22 protein-coding genes are annotated in these 20269 nt (G+C 40.1%); 4 read left to right on the forward strand and 18 right to left on the reverse strand.

Going from position 1 to position 20269, the window contains the following annotated elements:
* Positions 1–166: 166 nt before the first annotated feature.
* Positions 167–328, reverse strand: coding sequence for a YwzD family small protein (locus ACR65M_RS05880; RefSeq protein WP_440272834.1), 162 nt, complete (start codon positions 326–328; stop codon positions 167–169).
* A gap of 345 nt (positions 329–673) precedes the next feature.
* On the opposite strand from ACR65M_RS05880, the gene ACR65M_RS05885 reads away from it, so the two are divergent.
* The 3 genes from ACR65M_RS05885 to ACR65M_RS05895 all read left to right on the forward strand — a co-directional run bounded on the left by ACR65M_RS05885 (position 674) and on the right by ACR65M_RS05895 (position 5327).
* The gene (locus tag ACR65M_RS05885; RefSeq protein ID WP_440272835.1) at positions 674–2272 is read left to right on the forward strand and encodes an SWIM zinc finger family protein; all 1599 of its coding nucleotides are present in this window, start codon (positions 674–676) and stop codon (positions 2270–2272) included.
* 9 nt (positions 2273–2281) lie between these two features.
* A complete protein-coding gene (locus ACR65M_RS05890; RefSeq protein ID WP_440272836.1) occupies positions 2282–5038 on the forward strand; it encodes a DEAD/DEAH box helicase in 2757 nt (918 codons plus the stop codon).
* Between the two features lie 163 nt (positions 5039–5201).
* A complete protein-coding gene (locus tag ACR65M_RS05895) occupies positions 5202–5327 on the forward strand; it encodes a hypothetical protein (protein WP_262983929.1) in 126 nt (41 codons plus the stop codon).
* A gap of 78 nt (positions 5328–5405) precedes the next feature.
* Here ACR65M_RS05895 and ACR65M_RS05900 read toward each other — a convergent pair whose 3' ends face one another.
* From ACR65M_RS05900 to ssb, 8 genes are all read right to left on the reverse strand, one after another.
* Positions 5406–6029 (reverse strand): hypothetical protein, encoded by a 624-nt coding sequence (locus ACR65M_RS05900; RefSeq protein WP_440272837.1) that lies wholly within the window; start codon positions 6027–6029, stop codon positions 5406–5408.
* Between the two features lie 71 nt (positions 6030–6100).
* Positions 6101–6646, reverse strand: a complete 546-nt coding sequence (locus ACR65M_RS05905; RefSeq protein WP_440272838.1) for an RNA polymerase sigma factor — start codon at positions 6644–6646, stop codon at positions 6101–6103.
* An 81-nt stretch (positions 6647–6727) separates the two neighbouring features.
* Positions 6728–7918, reverse strand: a complete 1191-nt coding sequence (locus ACR65M_RS05910; RefSeq protein ID WP_440272839.1) for a hypothetical protein — start codon at positions 7916–7918, stop codon at positions 6728–6730.
* A 16-nt stretch (positions 7919–7934) separates the two neighbouring features.
* A complete protein-coding gene (locus ACR65M_RS05915; protein ID WP_440272840.1) occupies positions 7935–8765 on the reverse strand; it encodes a hypothetical protein in 831 nt (276 codons plus the stop codon).
* Positions 8762–9451: an ABC transporter ATP-binding protein gene (locus ACR65M_RS05920; protein WP_341333197.1), complete on the reverse strand. Its 690-nt coding sequence runs from the start codon at positions 9449–9451 to the stop codon at positions 8762–8764. The genes ACR65M_RS05915 and ACR65M_RS05920 overlap by 4 nt, the downstream gene beginning before the upstream one ends.
* Positions 9452–9462: 11 nt before the next feature.
* Entirely contained in the window at positions 9463–9828 is a 366-nt protein-coding gene (locus ACR65M_RS05925) for a GntR family transcriptional regulator (RefSeq protein ID WP_341333198.1), read from the reverse strand.
* An 818-nt stretch (positions 9829–10646) separates the two neighbouring features.
* On the reverse strand, positions 10647–10823 hold the full coding sequence (locus tag ACR65M_RS05930) for a hypothetical protein (RefSeq protein WP_440272841.1): 177 nt from the start codon (positions 10821–10823) through the stop codon (positions 10647–10649).
* Positions 10824–10854: 31 nt separating this feature from the next.
* Positions 10855–11196: a single-stranded DNA-binding protein gene (gene ssb / locus ACR65M_RS05935; protein ID WP_341333200.1), complete on the reverse strand. Its 342-nt coding sequence runs from the start codon at positions 11194–11196 to the stop codon at positions 10855–10857.
* 303 nt (positions 11197–11499) lie between these two features.
* Here ssb and ACR65M_RS05940 point away from each other — a divergent pair, with 303 nt between their 5' ends.
* Complete coding sequence (locus tag ACR65M_RS05940; protein WP_341333201.1) at positions 11500–11937, forward strand: YwpF-like family protein; 438 nt, start codon at positions 11500–11502, stop codon at positions 11935–11937.
* 44 nt (positions 11938–11981) lie between these two features.
* Here the strand turns inward: ACR65M_RS05940 and ACR65M_RS05945 are convergent, their stop codons facing one another.
* The 9 genes from ACR65M_RS05945 to ACR65M_RS05985 form a co-directional block, all read right to left on the reverse strand.
* Positions 11982–12338 carry a hypothetical protein gene (locus ACR65M_RS05945; protein ID WP_121449212.1) on the reverse strand — a complete coding sequence of 119 codons (357 nt, stop codon included), beginning with the start codon at positions 12336–12338 and terminating at the stop codon, positions 11982–11984.
* Between the two features lie 176 nt (positions 12339–12514).
* Complete coding sequence (fabZ, locus tag ACR65M_RS05950; RefSeq protein ID WP_099354540.1) at positions 12515–12949, reverse strand: 3-hydroxyacyl-ACP dehydratase FabZ; 435 nt, start codon at positions 12947–12949, stop codon at positions 12515–12517.
* A gap of 152 nt (positions 12950–13101) precedes the next feature.
* Positions 13102–13398, reverse strand: a complete 297-nt coding sequence (locus ACR65M_RS05955) for a DNA-directed RNA polymerase subunit beta (RefSeq protein ID WP_341333202.1) — start codon at positions 13396–13398, stop codon at positions 13102–13104.
* Positions 13399–13678: 280 nt separating this feature from the next.
* A complete protein-coding gene (locus ACR65M_RS05960) occupies positions 13679–14521 on the reverse strand; it encodes a flagellar hook-basal body protein (RefSeq protein WP_341333203.1) in 843 nt (280 codons plus the stop codon).
* A gap of 94 nt (positions 14522–14615) precedes the next feature.
* On the reverse strand, positions 14616–15452 hold the full coding sequence (locus tag ACR65M_RS05965; protein ID WP_341333204.1) for a flagellar hook-basal body protein: 837 nt from the start codon (positions 15450–15452) through the stop codon (positions 14616–14618).
* Positions 15453–15850: 398 nt separating this feature from the next.
* Positions 15851–16852 (reverse strand): rod shape-determining protein, encoded by a 1002-nt coding sequence (locus ACR65M_RS05970; RefSeq protein WP_099354544.1) that lies wholly within the window; start codon positions 16850–16852, stop codon positions 15851–15853.
* Positions 16853–17115: 263 nt separating this feature from the next.
* Positions 17116–17391, reverse strand: coding sequence for a sporulation transcriptional regulator SpoIIID (gene spoIIID / locus ACR65M_RS05975; protein WP_010677153.1), 276 nt, complete (start codon positions 17389–17391; stop codon positions 17116–17118).
* A gap of 293 nt (positions 17392–17684) precedes the next feature.
* Positions 17685–18347 (reverse strand): 3'-5' exonuclease, encoded by a 663-nt coding sequence (locus tag ACR65M_RS05980; protein ID WP_341333205.1) that lies wholly within the window; start codon positions 18345–18347, stop codon positions 17685–17687.
* A gap of 14 nt (positions 18348–18361) precedes the next feature.
* Positions 18362–20242, reverse strand: a complete 1881-nt coding sequence (locus ACR65M_RS05985; protein WP_341333206.1) for a DUF294 nucleotidyltransferase-like domain-containing protein — start codon at positions 20240–20242, stop codon at positions 18362–18364.
* Between the last annotated feature and the right edge of the window lie 27 nt (positions 20243–20269).

Genomic DNA, 20269 nt, shown 5'->3' on the forward strand with positions numbered 1-20269 from the left:
ATGCCAAAAAAACACAAAGTTTTCTATTACCCATATTAATTATTTCGATACGCCAAAAGTAGTAGAGCCTGTAATTTTATGCACAAAAAAACTGCCACCCCAAAAGGTAGACAGCGTTGAATAGGTCCCTTGTCCCAATTTTATGTGTTGGCTTATTCGATTTTGGCTATGCTGTAGGTGAGCCTTTAATATCGTCAGCTATGTCTTTAATAAATTTCTTCATATCTATATCTGTACTTCCTTCGCCTTTCATAAAAGCACGAATTAACGCTCTTCTAACTTGGTTCTGATCAATCGAAATATCCTTACTCGAAGATTTAGGCTCCAAATTATGTTCACTCCTAGCTGGAAAAATACATATGTTTCGAACTCTGTCACAGCGAAGGATGGAGACACCTCCGCGTAGCAGAGTTCGATAAGTGCCTAAGTGGCCAGGCACTATGGGAGAAAATGATTTCTTGGGGAGTTTGGATGGAGAAACCAACTCCACCAAGTAATTTACTATACATGTACGCTGAATACCCCTTTTTTGCGACTGTCTTTTGAAAAAACTTTCTAAATTTAAGTAATATGTGCAGACCTTCCTAGTCCAAAATGCCAATTCATTCTATTTTGCGGTATAATAAAAAGATATGATTTCATCAATCTAAGCAACATGGGGAGTGAGACTAGCTTGCTTCAAAAAGATATTCCAAAGGATGCGGTCATGCATTTTTCCGAAAAGCTACGGGGCATGATTACATTCGACAATGAAGTTGATCGGACACTAATTAAAAAAGGACTAAACCTCTTCCGTCAGGGGAGTGTGTATAATGTAAAATACAACGGGCAAAAGCTTGAAGGACGAGTTCAGGATGTCACACCTGTTGATGTTGCACTTGATCTTGACTCACTAGACGCAAGTAGCTGTTCGTGCCCAACCACGGGCTTTTGCCGACACCAGATGGCTTTGTTTTTCTATATGTATGCCAGTGTTGACCGAGTCGGGTCCCTGCTTGAGCAGTGGAAAGAAGGCAGCAAACCGAAGCCTACTCTTGAATCAATTCCTATAAAAAAAGGTAGTATCCTAGAGCGTGTGGAATACAAGGAAAATTCACTCGAAAGCTGGCTTGCCCTTTTTGACAAGGAATACGAACGGTTTGAATCAGGTCACCCAGAAAAAACGATTTATTTTTTCGCAACGCTGTACCATTCTTTTTTCCAAACATTAAAAAGAAAAGCTCCTTATTCTGAGGAGTACAAGCGTTTATTTCATATTCATGCAGCCCTTTTTTGCATTCGAAAAACAGTCGAGTTGCTTGATCAAATGGAAGTGCGAAACTATCAGGTGGATACGTATATCAAGCCTTATTTTCATAATTTCACAGACATCGTTCTAGATCATTCCTTAGAAATGAAGAGAGTGTCACTGCCATTTTCGTTTGACGAACTCCTTGAAAAAAGCATCCAACCGGTCCGTGAGACACTGCTATGTCAGTCGATGTTTCAATATGAGCGCATGCAAATGTATCGTTTGCTTTGGGCGACTTTTTTTAATCGAAAAAAATGGATTGAAACCGAGCAGAGTGCCCTGGACACGGAGCATCAAGCACAACAGATTGCTTTTGCCCATCTTTACTTTTTACTAAAGGATGATATGAATGCAATCGAATCAATGAAAAGGCTTGGACACGAGGCAACACCCTATAGTTTCTGGTGGATTTCCTATCTTACCGAATCTAAAAATTGGGACCGAGTTCGTCCTTGGATTGGCTATGCATTAGAAGGCATTCGCTCGTTTATTTTTGGCATCCAAAGCTATGAAGGACGCCGCCACATGACAAGATTGTTTTTACAAAACATTATGCCGTACGCCGAGGAACAAGATGATACGGTTTATATGGATGCCGTAAAAAAACTCCTCCCGTACAGTTATGTCGAGTACAATGACTATTTGCTTGAGACGGAGCAATTCCGAAAATGGGTTGAACTGCAAATCATGCTTGGCTATGATATCGATGAAATAGACCGTTATATTTTAAAAGAAATTGAAAACCACGATCGGAGTGCATTGTTCCCTCTTTATCACCAGGCCGTCGCAAAGGCGATTGAGGGTAAAAATCGGCCAAGCTATAAAAAAGCCGTTAAATATTTGCGCAAGATCCGAGCTCATTATAAAAAATGTAAACAAGAAGATGTGTGGGAGGACTATATTGCGAGACTTGCCACGATGAACAAGCGATTACGTGCCTTCCAACAGGAGCTGTTACGGGCTTCTATGATTTCGGATTAAAGGGGTGAGATGATGGTAATTGGAGAAACATTTGTAATCCATGCAGAATGGGTTGCTGACAATGGTTTTTATATTTGGTGCACCACAGAAGATGGCAACGAGCTTACAGCTAACAATTGGAAGCGAAATCTCTTTGCTTGGCATGAGGCCACCTTTTACGGGACCTTCCTCGAAGAGAACAACTTTCAACATCACGATGCCGTCCTTCTTTCACCCTGGCAGGCATTTACCTTTTTTGGAGAGTTACCGGTTAATTCCCTGATCGAAGTAGAGCTTAGCGAGAATGCACAGCATTATCACACCATTTCGAAAAGCTTGTTGCCACTTATTAAGGAAGGCGATTTTATGCCCGACTTTGATTATTGGCGTAAGTCTGAGCATTTTGGCTGGAAACCGATCGGCACTGAGGTAACGGGATTTGCGGCGGAGTGGTTTTCTGAGGCAATCACCGATTGGATTCAAAGTGATTCCACGCTTTCTGACGCCTGGCAGGAAATTGCCTCAACCTTCCCGCTTGTAAAAAGTACCGCGGGCGCTGAGTTTGTCGTTGATGAAAACAATTGGCTTGAACGGATTGGCTGGAAGGAAGATCACACCCCATTTGATTGTCTCATCCAAATTGAGGAACCGGAAATGGACAATGGCACGTGGAAGCTACAAACTGTGCTTCGAAGCAAAAAAAAGCCCTATAAGACGCATTTGGCTCTACCTAAAGAATGGGCGCCTTTTGAGGAAAAAATCACGATTGACCAGGAGATGTGGTGCAAAATTGTGCCATGGCTTCGTGATGAGGAAGGAATCGTTCACGAGTTAACTGAGCGCCAAGCCTGGGACTTCTTAACGGAAGCAAGTTCAAGGCTCATCGATGCCGGAGTTGGAATCCTGTTACCAGCATGGTGGCAAGCAATTAAGGACGCTCAACTTGCAATTAAGGCGAAAGTAAAAACAAATTCAGGTGCCGGTCGCCAATCATTCGTTGGCTTGCAATCCATCGTCAATTTTGACTGGCGTTTTTCAACAAACGGTGTAGAGCTATCCGAAGAGGAATTCATGTCACTGGTGAACGAGCAAAGACGATTAATCAATATCCGTGGAAAATGGATTAAGCTTGATCCTGCATTCATCAAACAGGTTCAATCGATTTTAGAACGTGCGAATAAAGAAGGGCTCCATATCCGTGATGTCCTAGAGCAGGAACTACTATCACTTTCTGAAAAAGCTGAACATGAAGAACAGGAAGCAGCACGAGCATTTGCAGGCGTTCAAATTGAACTCAACCGCCATCTGTCGCAAATGATTACGCAGCTAACGGACATCAAGGAGATTCCACAAGCCGTCATTCCAGAAACCTTCAGGGGTGAGCTTCGTCCATATCAGCAACAAGGTGTCGACTGGCTCTTATTTTTACGTAAGTTCGGTTTCGGGGCCTGTCTTGCCGATGACATGGGACTTGGAAAGACGATTCAAATGATTGCCTACTTTTTAACGGTAAAAGAAAGTGGTGCCAAGCCTTCACTAATCATTTGCCCAACATCTGTACTTGGCAACTGGCAAAAGGAGCTTGAGAAATTCGGACCGGATTTACGCGTCCACCTTCACTATGGATCGAACCGCTTGAAGGGTGAGGAGTTTACCCAGCAGGTGAATGAAGCTGACATCGTGCTCACCTCTTACGGATTGTCCCATTTAGATGAGGAGGAAATTTCCTCTTACGACTGGGGTACGATTTGCTTGGATGAAGCCCAAAACATTAAAAATGCACAAACGAAGCAATCACGAGCAATCCGCAAGCTAAAAAGCGACCATAATATCGCATTAACCGGAACGCCAATGGAAAACCGACTGACTGAGCTTTGGTCGATTTTCGACTTCATTAACCGTGGCTATTTAGGCAGCCTTGGTGGATTCCAAAAACGATTTGTGTCACCAATTGAAAAGGATCATGACCAAGAAACAATTGCTCAACTGCAGCGCTTAATCAAGCCATTTTTACTAAGACGTACGAAAAATGATGAGGCCGTTGCATTGAATTTGCCAGACAAACTCGAGCAAAAAGAATACTGTCCGTTAACAGTTGAACAAGCATCGATTTATGAACAGCTCGTGAAGGATACATTGGAACAAGTCGAACAGCTTGCAGGCATCCAACGTAAAGGGTTGATTTTAAAAATGCTTGGGCAATTGAAACAGGTTTGTGACCACCCGGCACTTTATTTAAAGGAAGCTGCTCCGAAAAATGTGGATGATCGATCTGCAAAAATGGAAAAGCTCCTTGAGTTGGTCGACCACATTCGGGACCAGAACGAGAGCTGTTTGATCTTCACCCAATATATTCAAATGGGAGAAATGATTCAGGATGTGCTGTCAAAACGCTTTAATGAACCGGTGCGATTCTTGAACGGAAGTGCTGCGAAAGTACAACGTGACAAGATGATTGAAGGGTTTCAAAACCGGGAATACAATATCTTGATTCTATCACTGAAGGCCGGCGGAACCGGATTAAACTTAACAGAGGCAAACCATGTCATCCACTATGATCGCTGGTGGAACCCTGCCGTCGAAAACCAAGCCACTGACCGTGCCTACCGCATCGGCCAAAAACGCTTCGTCCACGTGCACAAGCTAATTGCAACCGGCACACTTGAAGAAAAAATTGACGAAATGCTGGAGAAAAAGCAGTCACTCAATGACGAAATCATCACCAGCGAAAACTGGATCACCGAACTCTCCACAACCGAACTAAAAGAACTCTTAGGCGCGTTCTAGTTCAGGTCATAGGAGACTCAGGTACTAATCTCAGACTCTGGGTCACGGGGCTTGGTTCAATGTCCCAGGCCATACAGATGGGACACAGGGACAGGTCCCTTGTCCCAGAACAAACGGATTATCAAATCTTGCTGTCGCGCAAAAATTAAAGGAGCTGATTCATTTGGCCGAAAAAACAACCAAACCCAAGAAAAGAGCCAAAAAATTTGTGCCAAGTGAAAAGCACAAAGACAAAACCGAACCTTGGCAAAAATTTTACCACCTTGTCGAAGAAAAACTAAAGAAATAAGCAAAGGGTGGTGACTGTTGTCACCACCCGCTTTTTATCTAGAATCCCTTTGCTTGCAAGAGACCCCAGCCCACTCTATTAACCTACCTTTATATCTTCCTCAAATTGTTTATATAAAATATACCGCTGCATTCCCCGCGTTTTTTCATAAGCCTTTCGGATTTCAGCAACATACTCATCATGATTGCCTTTCTTTTTAGCAATCCCAGAAGCCAAGGCATGCTTCATCCACTCGGACTTCACCTGATTTCCAAGCTCAGTCGCCTGCTCCAGCTTCCCCTCCTCCACAGCAACAATCGCCTGATAATAGGCTTTATACTGTAGGGGACGGATGTCCTCAATGTCCTTTTTTACTCGTAAAATATCATCCTCGTATAAGGCATGCAATGTCTTAAACAACGCCTGTCTTGCGGGATCTTTATATTTTCGAAGCAAGGATTCTGTCGCTTCCTTCACGTCCTGGTCAATCCGATTGCCCATTCCGTAATAGAGCTTAAACGCTGGATTTTTTCTACGTTTCTCCAGATAGGACTCTATCTTTCTTACATTTTTCTCCCAGTAAATCGGATAAATAAATAAGTAAGTACCAAGAACAGCTATTACGATAATACTTATAATCATACTTGTCGGTTGACCTAGCTCCAAAAACCCTAGCAAGACTCCTAACAATAACGATATCCCAAACAAAACTGCAACTCTCACCACAATCATCCCCAACAATTTGTCATTATTGGATAATTATACCTCACTAGACTCCCATAAAAAAAGACCAATCATGTCGTTTTCCATGATTGGCGGGACGAGGGGACAGGTTCATTGTCCCAGCTTTCATAAATTTGCTTCAACATTCGCTTTCCGCGAAAAAGTTTATTCTTCACAAACGAAATATCTTTACACAATATTTGGCTAATTTCCTTGTAGCTATAATCACTAAAATAATAGAGAGATAGTGTTTGTTTGTAATCCTTGGGTAACGCTTCGATTTGTTGATAGAGCCTTTCTCTTTCGAACCTTTCCAATATTTCGTTCTCCACCATTTCATCGTTCGAATATCGCAAATCCTCCATCTCATCAACCAAGACAGTCACTTTTACAACCTTACTCCGAAGATAGTCAATACATTGATTACGTGTGATTTTATATAACCATGATTTCAATTTAGACTGTTCTCTAAACGAATTCAATTTTAAGAAGATCTTCAAAAAGACTTCTTGCATAATATCATCAACAACTGCCCAATTTCGAACATATCGAAAGGCTACGTATCGTAATTCTGTTCCGTAATTCGTAATGATTTCTTCCATTTTATGTTCCGTCATATTCTCACCTTATTGAGTGGGACACGGGACCTGTCCCCGTGACCCATTTTTTTGGGACAAGGGACCTGTCCCTCTGTCCCACTAGTTGTTAATTTCGTAAATGTATAGTTTGTAGTCTTGCTGTTCCTTCTTTTGGTTTTTGACAACAAGTGTTCCTTCGTATAGGGACTGTCCGGTGTTTAAGTCACTGATTGCGAACGGATATTTTCCATCAACTGAACTTATGATATAGATTTTTCCGTTTTGCAACTCGATAAAAGGGGCATGTTCGCCTTTTTCTTGTTCCACTTTAAATATTTGCTTTTCACCCCAGCTGTCTTTTTCAATATTATACTGATTCACTTCTATTCCATTTGGCGATTGGTTTGGAATATATATTGTAGTGTCATTGATAGCAAACGAATCAATGCCATACCCTCGTTCTTCCGGACTCATTTCTAGCTTTTTCAATTGATTGGTCTCGATGTTATAGACCATGATTTCATCCTCAATGATTTTTGGTTCACCCATTTCCACCGCATCTTCATATGCAGGCTCTTCATGAGCGTACACTTGGAACAGCAAATATTTTTTCGGTTCTACTGAATAGTATTCATCAACGACTCTTATATCTGACCATCCATTCTCAATTTTTGGCGATCCATATATGGTTTCATCGCTAACTGCCTTTTTGTCTAAGTCAATTGTATATACATTAAGGTCCTCACCGCTTTCAGTGCGAAATCCTCTTGCGATAACCTTTATTTCGTTATTGATGGATTGGACCTCCATCACCTCGACCCAATGATAGTTGTCATCATTAGGAACATCTAACTCCATTGATGTCGTTTTGTCTGTTTTAACGTCTAAAACCTCTATTTCGAAATACATATTTTTAGAGACATTTCCATTACCTTCAACATTTACATACACAACAAAATTCTCATCAGCATATAAGCTATTTTCTAAGTAACTTTTTCCTCTCATAAAATGGCTATACTTTTCTTTTAGCTGATTATAAGCAGGTACCGTACTCGTCCTTGTCAATTCTTCAATTAACGACTGGTTACTTAAATTAATCGTTTTATCTTTCGAAATAAGCAAGGAATGATGAATATCATTACCGCTAAGATCTCCGTTAATCCTTATGTTCTCTATTTCTTTTTCATTTCCACTTACCTTTTCGATGCCGACTACAATATTTTCAGCTGCCAAACTAGAATTTATATAAAAAGCGCCAATCACAAGCACCGTAATTACACTAAGCGTGATTATTTTCCAATATCGTTTCATGCTTTTCGACCTCCTATCATACCCTTATTTTTTTGTTCATGAGGTAATTCCCGATCCATATTGCCCCAGCAAGGGTAAGTAAGCATGTACCAAGTTCCATATAGAACAATTCATTCGCATAAAAATAATTACGTAAGATAAGTTCATTCACTAATATCGGTGCAAAAAAGACTAAAATGGATACTGCGGCATAAAGGATTCCGAGGAAAATCCCTTTTAATCGATATGAACGTTCAAATAGAATCCCTGTAAACACGACACATACCGCTACAATCCCAACACCGTATATGAGAATAAAGTCTGCAATTGTCATAGGGAATAAAACACCTAAGTAATAATGGTTGGAAATTGTGGCAATTGAAAAATCAGTACGTAACTCATCTGGAACCAACCATTTTATAATCTGCATTTCAGCAGGAACCAATAATAATTGTAAGGCAATGAGACCCAAAACAAACAATAAAACCGTTGTAGCCTTCGCCAAGTAAATATTCAATCTTGCAGTTGGTAAAACGAGCAAACGATAACTAAACGTGTTCTTTCCAAACCAATCTCGGTACCAAATAAAGAATACATAGATTAGTAAAGTAACCCCAGCTAGCATAATCGGCCCCAAAAACCACAATGTTTCCGAAAAACGAAAAAAGCTCATTGTGCCATATTGAGAAATAAAATCACTCTTTGATAATAAATCCTCATATATCGCCTTGTTCGCACGACCTACATATCTTCTGGCTTCAAATATGACGCCCACCATTTGACATAACACCGTAATTCCTACTAAAACAAGATATAGTTTAAAAAATCGAGAAAACTCGAAATTGACTAGCTTCAAAAATCGATTCATGCTCTATACACCTCTCTCATCACATCGATGACCGATTTCCCCTCATTCTCCCTGACTTCTTCGGTATCGAATTCCCTTAACACAACGCCATTATCTAGCAACACCACTTTATCAATTAAATGCTCGATATCATTGATCTCGTGAGTTGTAATGATTACGCCACGATCCTCAATTAAATGGCTTGTAAATACATCCGCGATCTGCTCTCGACTAAAAATATCAATCCCCGAAAAAGGCTCATCCATTAAGACATAATCGACATCTAATGCCAATCCAAGGATCAAGTTTACCTTAGCCGTATTTCCCTTTGATAGATCCGAGATTCGGTCCGTTTCTTTTAATCTAAAAAATTCGAGTAGCTCCTCGGCACGTTTTTGATTCCATGAATCATAGAAATCAGCCATAAACATGAATGCTTCGTGAACTTTCATTTGTGGCAGCATCGTGATTGTATCAGGAATAAACGTAATTTTTTCATAGCTACCTTTGTGAATCTTTTCCCCATCTATAAGAATCTGACCTCCATCAATTGGAGTTAATGCCATAATCGCCTTCATAATGGTTGTTTTCCCAACACCGTTAATCCCAATCAAACACGTAATCTTCCCTTTTTCAGCAGTAAAGTTTACACCGTTTAACACGGTCTTCCTACCAAACTTCTTGGTTACGTCCTTTACTTCAATCACCAAAATCCCCCCTATTCCTTCTCATACTCTTGTTCAACTATTTTCAATGCCTCTTGCAAAGGCATATTAATTGACCGAACTGAATGAATAAAAGTGGTAACAGCCTCTAATACCAATTCCTCACGAACCATCTTCAATACTTGTTCATCCTTCGTAATGCGACTAGGTAAATTTCCCTCTGTAAAAATCAACCCTTGTTCCTCCATTTCTTTATACGCACGCTGAGCCGTATTTGGATTTATCTTTAATTGATTCGCTAACTCTCTCCTTGAAGGAATTTCCTGACCTGGTTCAAAAAAGCCTTTCGCAATTTGTTCTTTAAAGAACTGAATGACTTGAACATATACAGGATCCCGATTATTAAACTTCACATCCATAGACCCATCTCCATTCATCCCCTGTATCAAGGGGTTAATACACCGAACTCAAAAAGAAGCTTATTTTGACGACTGTATTAAACACACCATACAGCTGTGATAAAAAAACTGCGGTGTATCAATCGGTTAATACACCTTATGAATGTATTATATGGTTAATACACTCTAACTGTCAACACTAAAAAAAAGGCTCTTTTCTAAAAGATTGTTGCTTTTTTGTTAATAAATTTCAAACCAAGTTGATTGGAGCGTAAGGTGGCGACTCCAGCGGGAAAAGCGTGAGACTTGAGACCCCGCAGGAGCGGCAGCGACCTGTCCAGTTGCAGCGGCTAGAAACTCGAGAAATTTCAACTCCTCCTTCAGAGGCAAAATACGCCTCTTTATGGAGTCTCCGACGCACACGACGTGCTAGTGCCGACTTCTCCTCAGGACGTGGCGCTTTAGTCGGCCAATTTTCTCATTTCTGTGCAAGCCGCCTCCACATTTCGACGAGGAGGCTCAAGCCACGCCCGCGGAAAGCGTCCACCTGAAGAGGAAGTCAACGGTATAATAACAACAAATCTTACGAAAACAGCCAAAAAGAAAAAATGTAAACAAGCCTATTGACCAACAGGAACAATTGTTCTATCATGAAGGTAAGAAAAAAGCCAACCATGTTGTGACCATGATTGGCGAGATTTGAAGAATTACTGGAGCATCCATCTATCTCTAGAGGAACCTTTTTGAAATGACGACTGAGGCTGCTTATTGCGAGGTACATGGATAGTGGGGATATAGAAAAAGTTCATATTCTAAATCTCTTTTTTACCGTTCTCAAATTACAAAACCCTTCTTTCTAAAAGACGATCGATCTGTAATAGTCTTTCCTTATAGTTTTGATCAATCTGATCCATGCGTTCTCCAATTTGGCCTTGTAATATTTCCAGATGCAATGCGATTCCCATAGCAAGCTTATTCAGCTTATCGTTAATATTCTTTATCTCATCATTGTTCATACATACACCTCCTAAACTTAGGCATCAAGGATCAATTTTCTACAAGCTCCCTAGGCTTTCCACCAAGAAATTTGACAGAGTCTGCTAACACTTCCGTCACATATACTCTTTTGCCCTCGTTGTTTTGATAGTTCCGGGTTTGAATTCGACCTGTAACACCTAGAATAGAACCCTTTTTACAATAGTTTGCCGTATTTTCTGCCGTTTTCTGCCACAGTGTACAGTTAACAAAATCGGTATTAATTTCGCCTCCTGCATTTTTAAAATTCCGGCTAACCGCAAGTGTTACATGTGCTACAGCTCTCCCGTCCTGGGTGTAACGTAAATCAGGATCACGAGTCAATCTTCCAACTAATATTACTTGATTAATCATATTTATTCCCCCTTGGTTACATCTAACAGGGCTATCATACTTCATGATTCAATAGAGGTAAAATTAGGAAAAATAAATTATTTCAAGGATGACTCTATAAAAAATTGAATTTCGCTACACCTCTTTTACATTTTTAATTGTAAATAGATTAAACCCAAGAATTATCTAAGATTCTACAAATTTTTTCAAAAAAGGACACAACTTTCAGATTCATTTCATCTTCATCTACATATAATAACCAAGTAAATATGCTATAATTTAACTATCTATTTAGTACGAAAGATTTATAAGGGGGTCAGGGATATGAAAACGTTTAGGTTGGTATCACTTAAAGTTCTTCATCAGGATGAACAGCCGGATCGGGTCGAGGATATTCCGTTGATTGATGGATTAATCATTAATCGGGAGGATGGGGAAAACCGTTGGATTGTGGAGGCATTTATTGAAAAACCGTATAAGGCCATTTTCGAAAAAGCAAAACAAGCCCAAGAAAAGCTTAATCTCCAAGTAACCATTTCAAAAAAATCAAATGATCCTGCCCCCTTAATGGGTGAAGTAAAGATCATTAAGGAAATGGAGAATAGTGTGAGTGTCCTTTTAGACGGAAACTTAGTTCCAAATCGACTCAACATCGCTGAAATCGTTCTTACCGACCTTATTAACCAAGGCTTAGAAGGAGAAGGTCTCCTTGCTGAATTTAAAAATAGACTCCAAGAAAAGAAAAAGACGTTACAAAGTTAAAAAGGCAGGACACAAATCCCGCCTTTTTTCATAACTATTGAGACTTATTTGCCTCCACCAGCACCGTTAGTACCACCATTGTCTTCATCAGGAACCAAATCATTGTCACCTAGCTCATCATTGTCATCCTTGCCCACGTCTAGGTCACCATCATTATTGTCATCTTCAATTAGATTTCCGTCACCATTTAAGTCATTATCATTGTTATTCATGTCATTATCACCAGGAACAACATCTTCCTCAGGAGTTACATCGTTATCTAGCTCGTTGTTGAAATCCTCACCAGGTGTTTCTAGTCCATCATCCTCTGGAGGCGGATCTTGGTCATCGGCATTACATCCGGTTACTAAAAACACAGCAAGTAGAGATCCCATCAACTTAAGGAACCATTTTTTGTTCATTTGCAAAATCTCCTTTCTGTTTTCTTCTAAGTATTGTAGTGACCACTTGGTCTTCACTTAGCTTTCCCAGAAGTGTACAAATGTATCAAAAAAATTACATCATTTATCTTTACTTTTTGAGTTTGGCCAAATAAAAAAACCAGATGATTCCTCTCATCCGGTTTCTACGTTATTCCTTATTCCGTTTTTTCACCTAGTGCAAACATAATTTCTGTTTCGCAAACGAGCTCGCCGTCAACCGTTGCAATCCCTTTTCCTTTGCCGATAGACCCTCTTAGACGTGTGATTTCAACTTCTAGACGAAGTTGGTCTCCAGGAACTACCTGTCTTTTAAAACGGCAGTTGTCAATTCCAGCAAAGAAAGCAAGTCTGCCTTTGTTTTCTTCTTTTTTTAGCATAGCTACTGCGCCAACCTGTGCTAATGCTTCTACAATTAACACACCCGGCATAACTGGGTATCCAGGAAAATGTCCGTTAAAAAACTCCTCATTCGCTGTAACATTTTTAATGCCGAGCGCACGTTTGCCGTCTTCCATTTCAAGGATACGATCGACTAATAAAAATGGGTAGCGATGCGGAATAATTTCCTTGATTTCATTAATATCGTACATCTTTACAATTTCCTCCTCTATGTATATAAGGACTTACTGAATAAAGTCAGTATCTTATGCCTATTATAATACAAGTGTTGTGGAAAATCTAAATTTCGTCGGGAAAGCCGTAAATTTCTAACCATAAAAAAAGAAGGCATTGGCCCTCCGTTTTATTTTTCTGCATCCTTATTTACAATGTCAACAATATGCTGCCATGTTTCTTTTTTCAAGGCATCACTTGGCTTACCATCCCCAATGACTCCGTAACCCACAACCACACCGATTATAATGCTGGCTGCAAAAAGAACAACGACAAGCAAAAGTCGTACCCAAATCGGAATTAAACGGATTCTAATTTTTGGTTCGCGCTTTTTCTTAGGTTCTTTTTCCGTATTCTTTTGTTCATCACGCGTTTTTCGAAAATCCTCGCGTGATTTTACTTGTGTATTGTTTAGTTCACTAGTCACTGAGATTACTCCTTATCTATAGGGTGTTCCAAGATTTACGATTGTCTGCCTTAATTTATAGTATTCCGTAGGTTTCTATTTTTATCAATAGTACCAAATCAAATACGCCAAGGCGTATTTGCGCCCGATTTTTTTTCGAGCCCGCTCGAAAAACTTCCTTTGAAAAATCGTGGCATCCGCCGGAGGTTATAACTTTATTCAGTCATTGTTAAACCCCAACTGAATTTATCATACTACTTTTATTCCTGGCTACGAATGAAGATGTTCACGCTGAATAAAGTTATCGTAGACCGTTCACAAGCCCCATCATTTGGTCTGAGATGGAGATTGATTTTGCATTGAATTGGTAGGAACGTTGAGTCAGTAGCAGATCTGACATTTCGGTTGTTAAATTAACGTTCGACTGTTCGAGAGCTCCTTGTTGCATACTCACTTGTTCACGGAGAGCGCCTTGAAGAGAAACGAATACGTCATCCGCTGCGATTCCAAGCTCCGCTAAGTCAGGTAACGCAAATTGATTTTGACCTACCGCTTGAAGAAGTTGTGGTTTTTGCACTTCAACAACAGACAGATTAAAACGTTGCAGCGCACCTGCTTCAGGGACAACTGTTATTTCCCCGTTTGCTGATATCTGAATTTCCTTAAAACGGTCTACAAACACAATCGGTTCCCCGTCTTGATCTAGTACAGGGTTACCATCGCTAGTCACTAGGGCAACACGATTTGTTCCGTCATTAGTTGGTGATAAATAAAGCGACCCATCCCTAGTGAATCGAGGAACTTGGACCCCATTTTCATCCACTACTATTTGAAGAAATTGATTTTCCTTTGTAAAGGCAATATCAAGTTCACGGTTAGTTTTTTTTATCGCACCTTGGCTCATCATCATATTGGTTGATCCAATTTTTGCACCAACACCTACACGAACACCATTTGGGGTTAAGCGGCCTTCTTCCTGCGCAGCAACTGGTTGATTATTAAACTGTTGGGTTAAAAGCTCACTAAAGGTGACCTGACGTTTTTTATAACCGGTCGTGTCAGTATTGGCTAAATTATGCCCAATTGTATCAAGCTGTTTTTGTAGCTGACTCATCGTATTGGTTGCTGTAATCATCGAGCGCATCTGAAGACCTCCCTACATTTTTCTATATATCTCGCTCAAGGCCCTATTAACTTCTAGGTTACAAGCCAATCATCGGGCATGCTTAGTGCTTTTCTTATAATCTTCCAATCTCGTTAACTGCTTTATCCATACTCTTATCATACGCCTGAAGAACTTTTTGGTTGGCTTCAAATGTGCGGTATGCTGTCATCATTTCCGTCATTGCTTGTGTTACATCCACATTTGAGCCTTCAATAAAACCTTGTTTTACCGTGAATGCTACTTCAGGATTTGCGGTTGCATTTGGTAACACTAAGCCATCATTTGTACGGTATAATCCATTCCCCTCTTTAATCAGGTTTTGTGGATTTTCTGAGTAAACAATGCCAAAACGCATTTGGGCAAGTCCGTCTACAAGAATACGGCCATCCGCAGTAACCTCAAATTGATTACTATCGACCTGGATTCGGTTCCCATTCTCATCTAGAACGAAAAAACCTTCGCTTGTTGTTAAATAACCGGTTGGATCAACAGTGAAGTTCCCATTTCTCGTGTATCTCACATCACCATTTGCATTTTGAACTGCAAAAAACAAAGAGCCCGGTTTGTTAGTCTCAGGATTGATCGGTAAATTTCCGTCCACTAATGCCATATCTGTGGAGAGTCCTGTTTCGCGGATATCTCCTTGCTTGAACAGCGGAATCATTTCTTGCATATACACACCGGTATTTAGTCCACCAATCGTACTTGCTGTCCGAAAGGTACCACCATTTTTCGCAGGACTTGGTACACCCTCAAGACGTTGCATTAACATTTCAGGAAAAGCACGTAAAGAACCTTGGTCCGCTTTGTAGCCAGGTGTATTCGCATTTGCAATGTTGTTCGTTAACATTTCCGTACGACGCTGCCCAGCAAGCATACCAGCCGCTGCAGAATAAAATCCACGTAACATAGACTCACCTCATTTTTCCATATCCCATATCCGAACAAATAACTACTATAGGTTGTTCAAAAAATGGGCCGTAAATGACACTTCGAATTTCTGCTTACATTGCTCCGAGAACTGGGTGAAAACCAAATTATGCGCTTGCGTCTACTAGCTTATTCACGCAGTAAATTCCTCAGCGCAAGGCTGCAAGGGAGTTAACTCAAGCAGTTGCCTCGCTCCGGTACTCAAAGCTGCGCCGCCTTGAAATTCTCGGTCCTTTTCATCCTCATTTTTGAACTCATACTACTATTAATTATAGTAGGAAATTCCTATTACTTCATCTGTAAATTTTAGCCACGTAGTAAAAAGGTAGAAATGTTAGAAAGGACCTGCCGGTTCGGAAAGGTCCTCAATTACGTATATTAGACTAATTTTCTTCGTGGAAGCTTGTCCAAGTTTTCAAGCATGACGCCTGTACCGATTGCAACACATTCCATAGGGTTTTCAGCAATTAATACAGGTACACGCAATTCTTCAGCTAAAAGCTGATCGATTCCGTGAAGCAATGCTCCACCACCTGTTAAAATCACACCACGGTCAATGATGTCTGCAGAAAGCTCAGGCGGTGTACGTTCAAGTACACTTTTCGCTGCTTGTACAATTGCAGAAACTGGCTCACGTAGTGCTTTTTCAATCTCACCAGATTTAATTGTAAGTGTGCGCGGCAAACCAGTAACCATGTCACGACCACGAATGTCAATTTCTTCATTACGTGAATCCGGGAATACCGTTGCAACCTGGATTTTAATATTCTCAGCTGTTCTTTCACCGATTAATAGCTTGTACTGACGCTTGATATAGCTCAAAATTTCCGCATCAAAAGTGTCCCCAGCCATTTTAATTGATGAGGCGGTGACGATATCGCCCATTGATAATACAGCCACATCTGTAGTACCACCGCCAATATCAACTACCATATTTCCGCTTGGTTGGAAAATGTCCATGCCTGCACCAATCGCAGCCACTTTAGGTTCTTCCTCAAGATAGATTTTCTTCCCGCCGCTTTTTTCAGCAGCTTCCTTGATTGCCTTTTGCTCAACAGAAGTAATATTTGTTGGACAACAAATAAGGATTCTTGGTTTTGAAAGAAATCCTTTGACATTTAACTTATTAATAAAGTGCTTTAACATAGCCTCTGTTACATCGAAATCTGCAATAACACCGTCTTTTAAAGGTCGAATCGCAATAATATTACCAGGTGTACGACCGACCATGCGTCTTGCTTCTTCACCAACAGCTAAAACCTTTCCAGTGTTTTTATCTAATGCCACTACAGATGGCTCGTTTAATACAATTCCTTTGCCTTTTACGTGTATGAGTACGTTTGCTGTCCCTAGATCAATACCGATATCCCTAGCTAACATTTGAGTAACTTTCCTCCTTGCATTTTAAACAAAAATGCATCTATTTTCCTAATAATATATTGTATCACAATTTACCATATAAAATAGATATTTTGTAATTTTTTTGTAGGAAAATGTCGTAACTTAGAATAGCTTTGTGCTTGCCTCGGCCACAAGCATAAGACAAGCGCTGACAGAAGGTGTGTTTTACCTTCAGAAGCACTTGTCTTAGACTTTGATAGTGCCTAGAGCTAGCCATTGCAAGAAAGAAAGTCACAGGCATGTTATTTCACTGGTTCTTCTTGTAGTTCTTCCTCTTTTTTGTACTTTAGCTTTGTCGCTTCTCCACCCCGTAAATGTCGTATTGATTTATGATAATCAAGAATTTCTTTTACTTCATTTGCTAGTTCGGGATTGATTTCAGGTAGCCTTTCGGTTAAATCCTTATGGACAGTACTTTTGGAAACGCCAAATTCCTTCGCAATGACGCGAACTGTTTTTCTTGTCTCCACGATATACTTTCCAATCTTGATAGTTCGTTCTTTGATGTAATCGTGCACACTACTCGCCCTCCCTATATGGATGTGAGAAGTGTGAAATGAGACGCGTTCATGCTTCAACGAAGAAGAAGTAGTACTTGAACTATATTCGTCAAATGTTTTGCTGGAACTTTGAAGACGGTATACGCCCCCTCACCTCAAACACTCTCTTTGTTAGGTTTGTAACCATTTTATTAGCTTGGTTGAGGGATTATGCTATAAAAGTCAAGAGGGACAAGGGTTTTATCAAAATATTTTTAAAAATTGCTTGTTCTACCGATTGAGACAGGCTATTTTTGCCATTGGACAACCTGTTATCTAAAAAAATGATTCTGATTATTTTCTGTTGCTTGGAGAAGATCACCCCACGTTCGTTTTCCTCGGCTTTTAAAATGATGAAGGAGTTCGACAAAAAGATATGCTGTCGTTAAAGCATCACCTGTCGCTGAATGACGATTATACATTCTCGTTCCAAAATTCTGGGCGTATCTGTGCAGATCCCGCATATCATAAGACGGGGAAATATATCCGATCAAATCTAACGTATCAATCGTTGGCATCCGCACTAAACTGAATTTTTCCCGTTTCAGCTCACTTTTTAAAGTTGCAATGTCAAACGATACATAATGTCCAACCATACAGTTGCTGCTCTGTTCTTTTATAAAATGAAAAAGATTTGTAATTCCTTCAATCGATGAGGGAGCGTTTTCGACCTGTTTATCAGTGATTCCTGTCAATTCGATTATTTCCTGAGAAATTTGTCGTTTTGGGTTTATAAAAGTATGAAATTGTTCCTCTTCACAAACCCTCAATCCCTTTACCTGTACAGCAGCAATTTCAATTAGGCGATCAACAGTCGAAACCCGAAATCCAGTCGTTTCTGTGTCAAAAACCGTAAACGAAATTTCCTCAAGCGCTGTTGATAACGGTATTTCCTTATGAAGTTGCTGAAAAAGTGGCTTTTTACCAAAAAACAAGAGACTCCCTCCTTTTATATTTGGAAGTGGGCATTTACTAGAGTTTGTATCTCTTTTAAGATTTTCACACTTAAAATAAGTTCTTCCTTTTCCTTCGTTGTTAAGTGGGAAAAATGAAGAACTGATGTTAGCTTCTCCTTGTTTTTATATTGGCGCCATCTCAGTTTTACGTAAATATGCATCACATCTGAAGCAGCCGCTTTTACATCTCTTCCAAAACTATCGCTAAATGCCTTCTTCTCTACTAATCTATCAATTCTCTCAAATGGAGTCCCCGAGATGATTCCATATTCCAGAGAAAGAATTTGCAAGCAATGGTGGTATGGAAATAAAATTTCTTTTTTAATATCCAGCTGCTTTCGTTCCAATTTAAAAAGAGCACGAATCGGGTGATCTAATGAAGGGATTTGATGTTCCTGTTCTTGTAGGCGATACAGAAATATTTTTGCTTTTTTCATTTGTTCTAGAAGTCTTGCTTCAAATTCCTTATGGAGCTTCTCATCTCCATATAAAAAGCGATACGAAAAGAAATTCCGAGCGAGTAGCATATGCTGATTAGTTGCCGTTGTGCTCCATGTTTGTACTCTGTTCACCCATGTCTCCAATGATCCGCGCCAGCTTGGGTTGCTCGCCATCATATCTCCTAAACAGCGTGCATACCCGGCTTTCTCTAATATATGAACGATTTCTTCTCCTAATTTTGAAAAATAACTCTCTATCTTTGGGCTTTTGTTATCATATATAAGAAAATGGTCCTGATCGGTTAACAAAAATTGCTCTTCACGGCCTGCGCTCCCCATTTGATAAAAGCAAAATGCAGTAGGTGGGCGTAGTCCTTCTCTTTTTGAGAGTGCTTCAACAGCCATCTCTATACATCTCTTCACGAGCCGGTCATATAACCTTGTCACACTATCTAGTACTTTGAAAATGGGTACATCGTCCTGTAATAGAGTATCCATAACATCATAAATGGCCATTTTTACAGAAGGTAAAGTATCTTCTGTTGCAGATTCGATGGTCTTAATCGTTCTCATCATGCTGTCCTTGTTTTGCCTTAATACATCTGAAAGTGTAATAATTCCAGTGATATTTCCATTTTCGACAACTGGCAAATGTTTAACGCCATGTAAAAGAAAAGCGGAGATTGCCTCATAATAATAGGCATATTTCGAAATAGTGACAGGGTTTTTCGTCATCACTTCAAATGCAAGTGTGTTTCCATTTTTCTTTTCAGAAATAACTCTTGAAACGAGGTCACGCTCTGTAATGATTCCTAGTAATTTATTCTTTTCAATGACAAGAACAGAGCTTGTGCGGTGCTCAGTCATTAGACTTGCTACATCGCTGATAGCTGTATTTGAGTTCACAGAAACTAGTTTTTTTGTCATGATATCCTGTACTCTTCGAATAAAGGTACCATTCTCCTTCGCCATTCTCGTAATGGACACCTGTTCTGCCAAAGAACTGTAGATTTCTCTAAGACGAATGGCAAGCTGAGTGAAAAGATAATGATGGAATTGTTGATCATGCAGGCGTTTTTCAACGACATGAATCGGGATTAATAAACATTGTCCAGCTTCCGTTGCCATTACACCCACCCGATACTCTAGGAGGGGTTTTTGCTCGCCAATTAAATCTGCAATACCGGAAAGCCCTATCAATTCGCCTGGTTTTACTATTTCAAGAACCTCCCGATTATCAGGCGGCCCAACAAACACTTCGGCAACACCAGAAAGCAGCAGAAGTAACCCCTCCCGCTGCTCATTGGCATGAAATAGTAAATCTGATTCCATATACACTTTTTGCTGGCATAAGGATAAAAAGTGGAACGCATCTTCTTGTAATAGTCCTTGAAAAAGCGGATGATCCTTCACCATTTTATATAGCTTCTCCATGGTTTCTCCCTCTTTTAAAAACGGTTC

Source organism: Ferdinandcohnia sp. SAFN-114 (assembly GCF_059415045.1).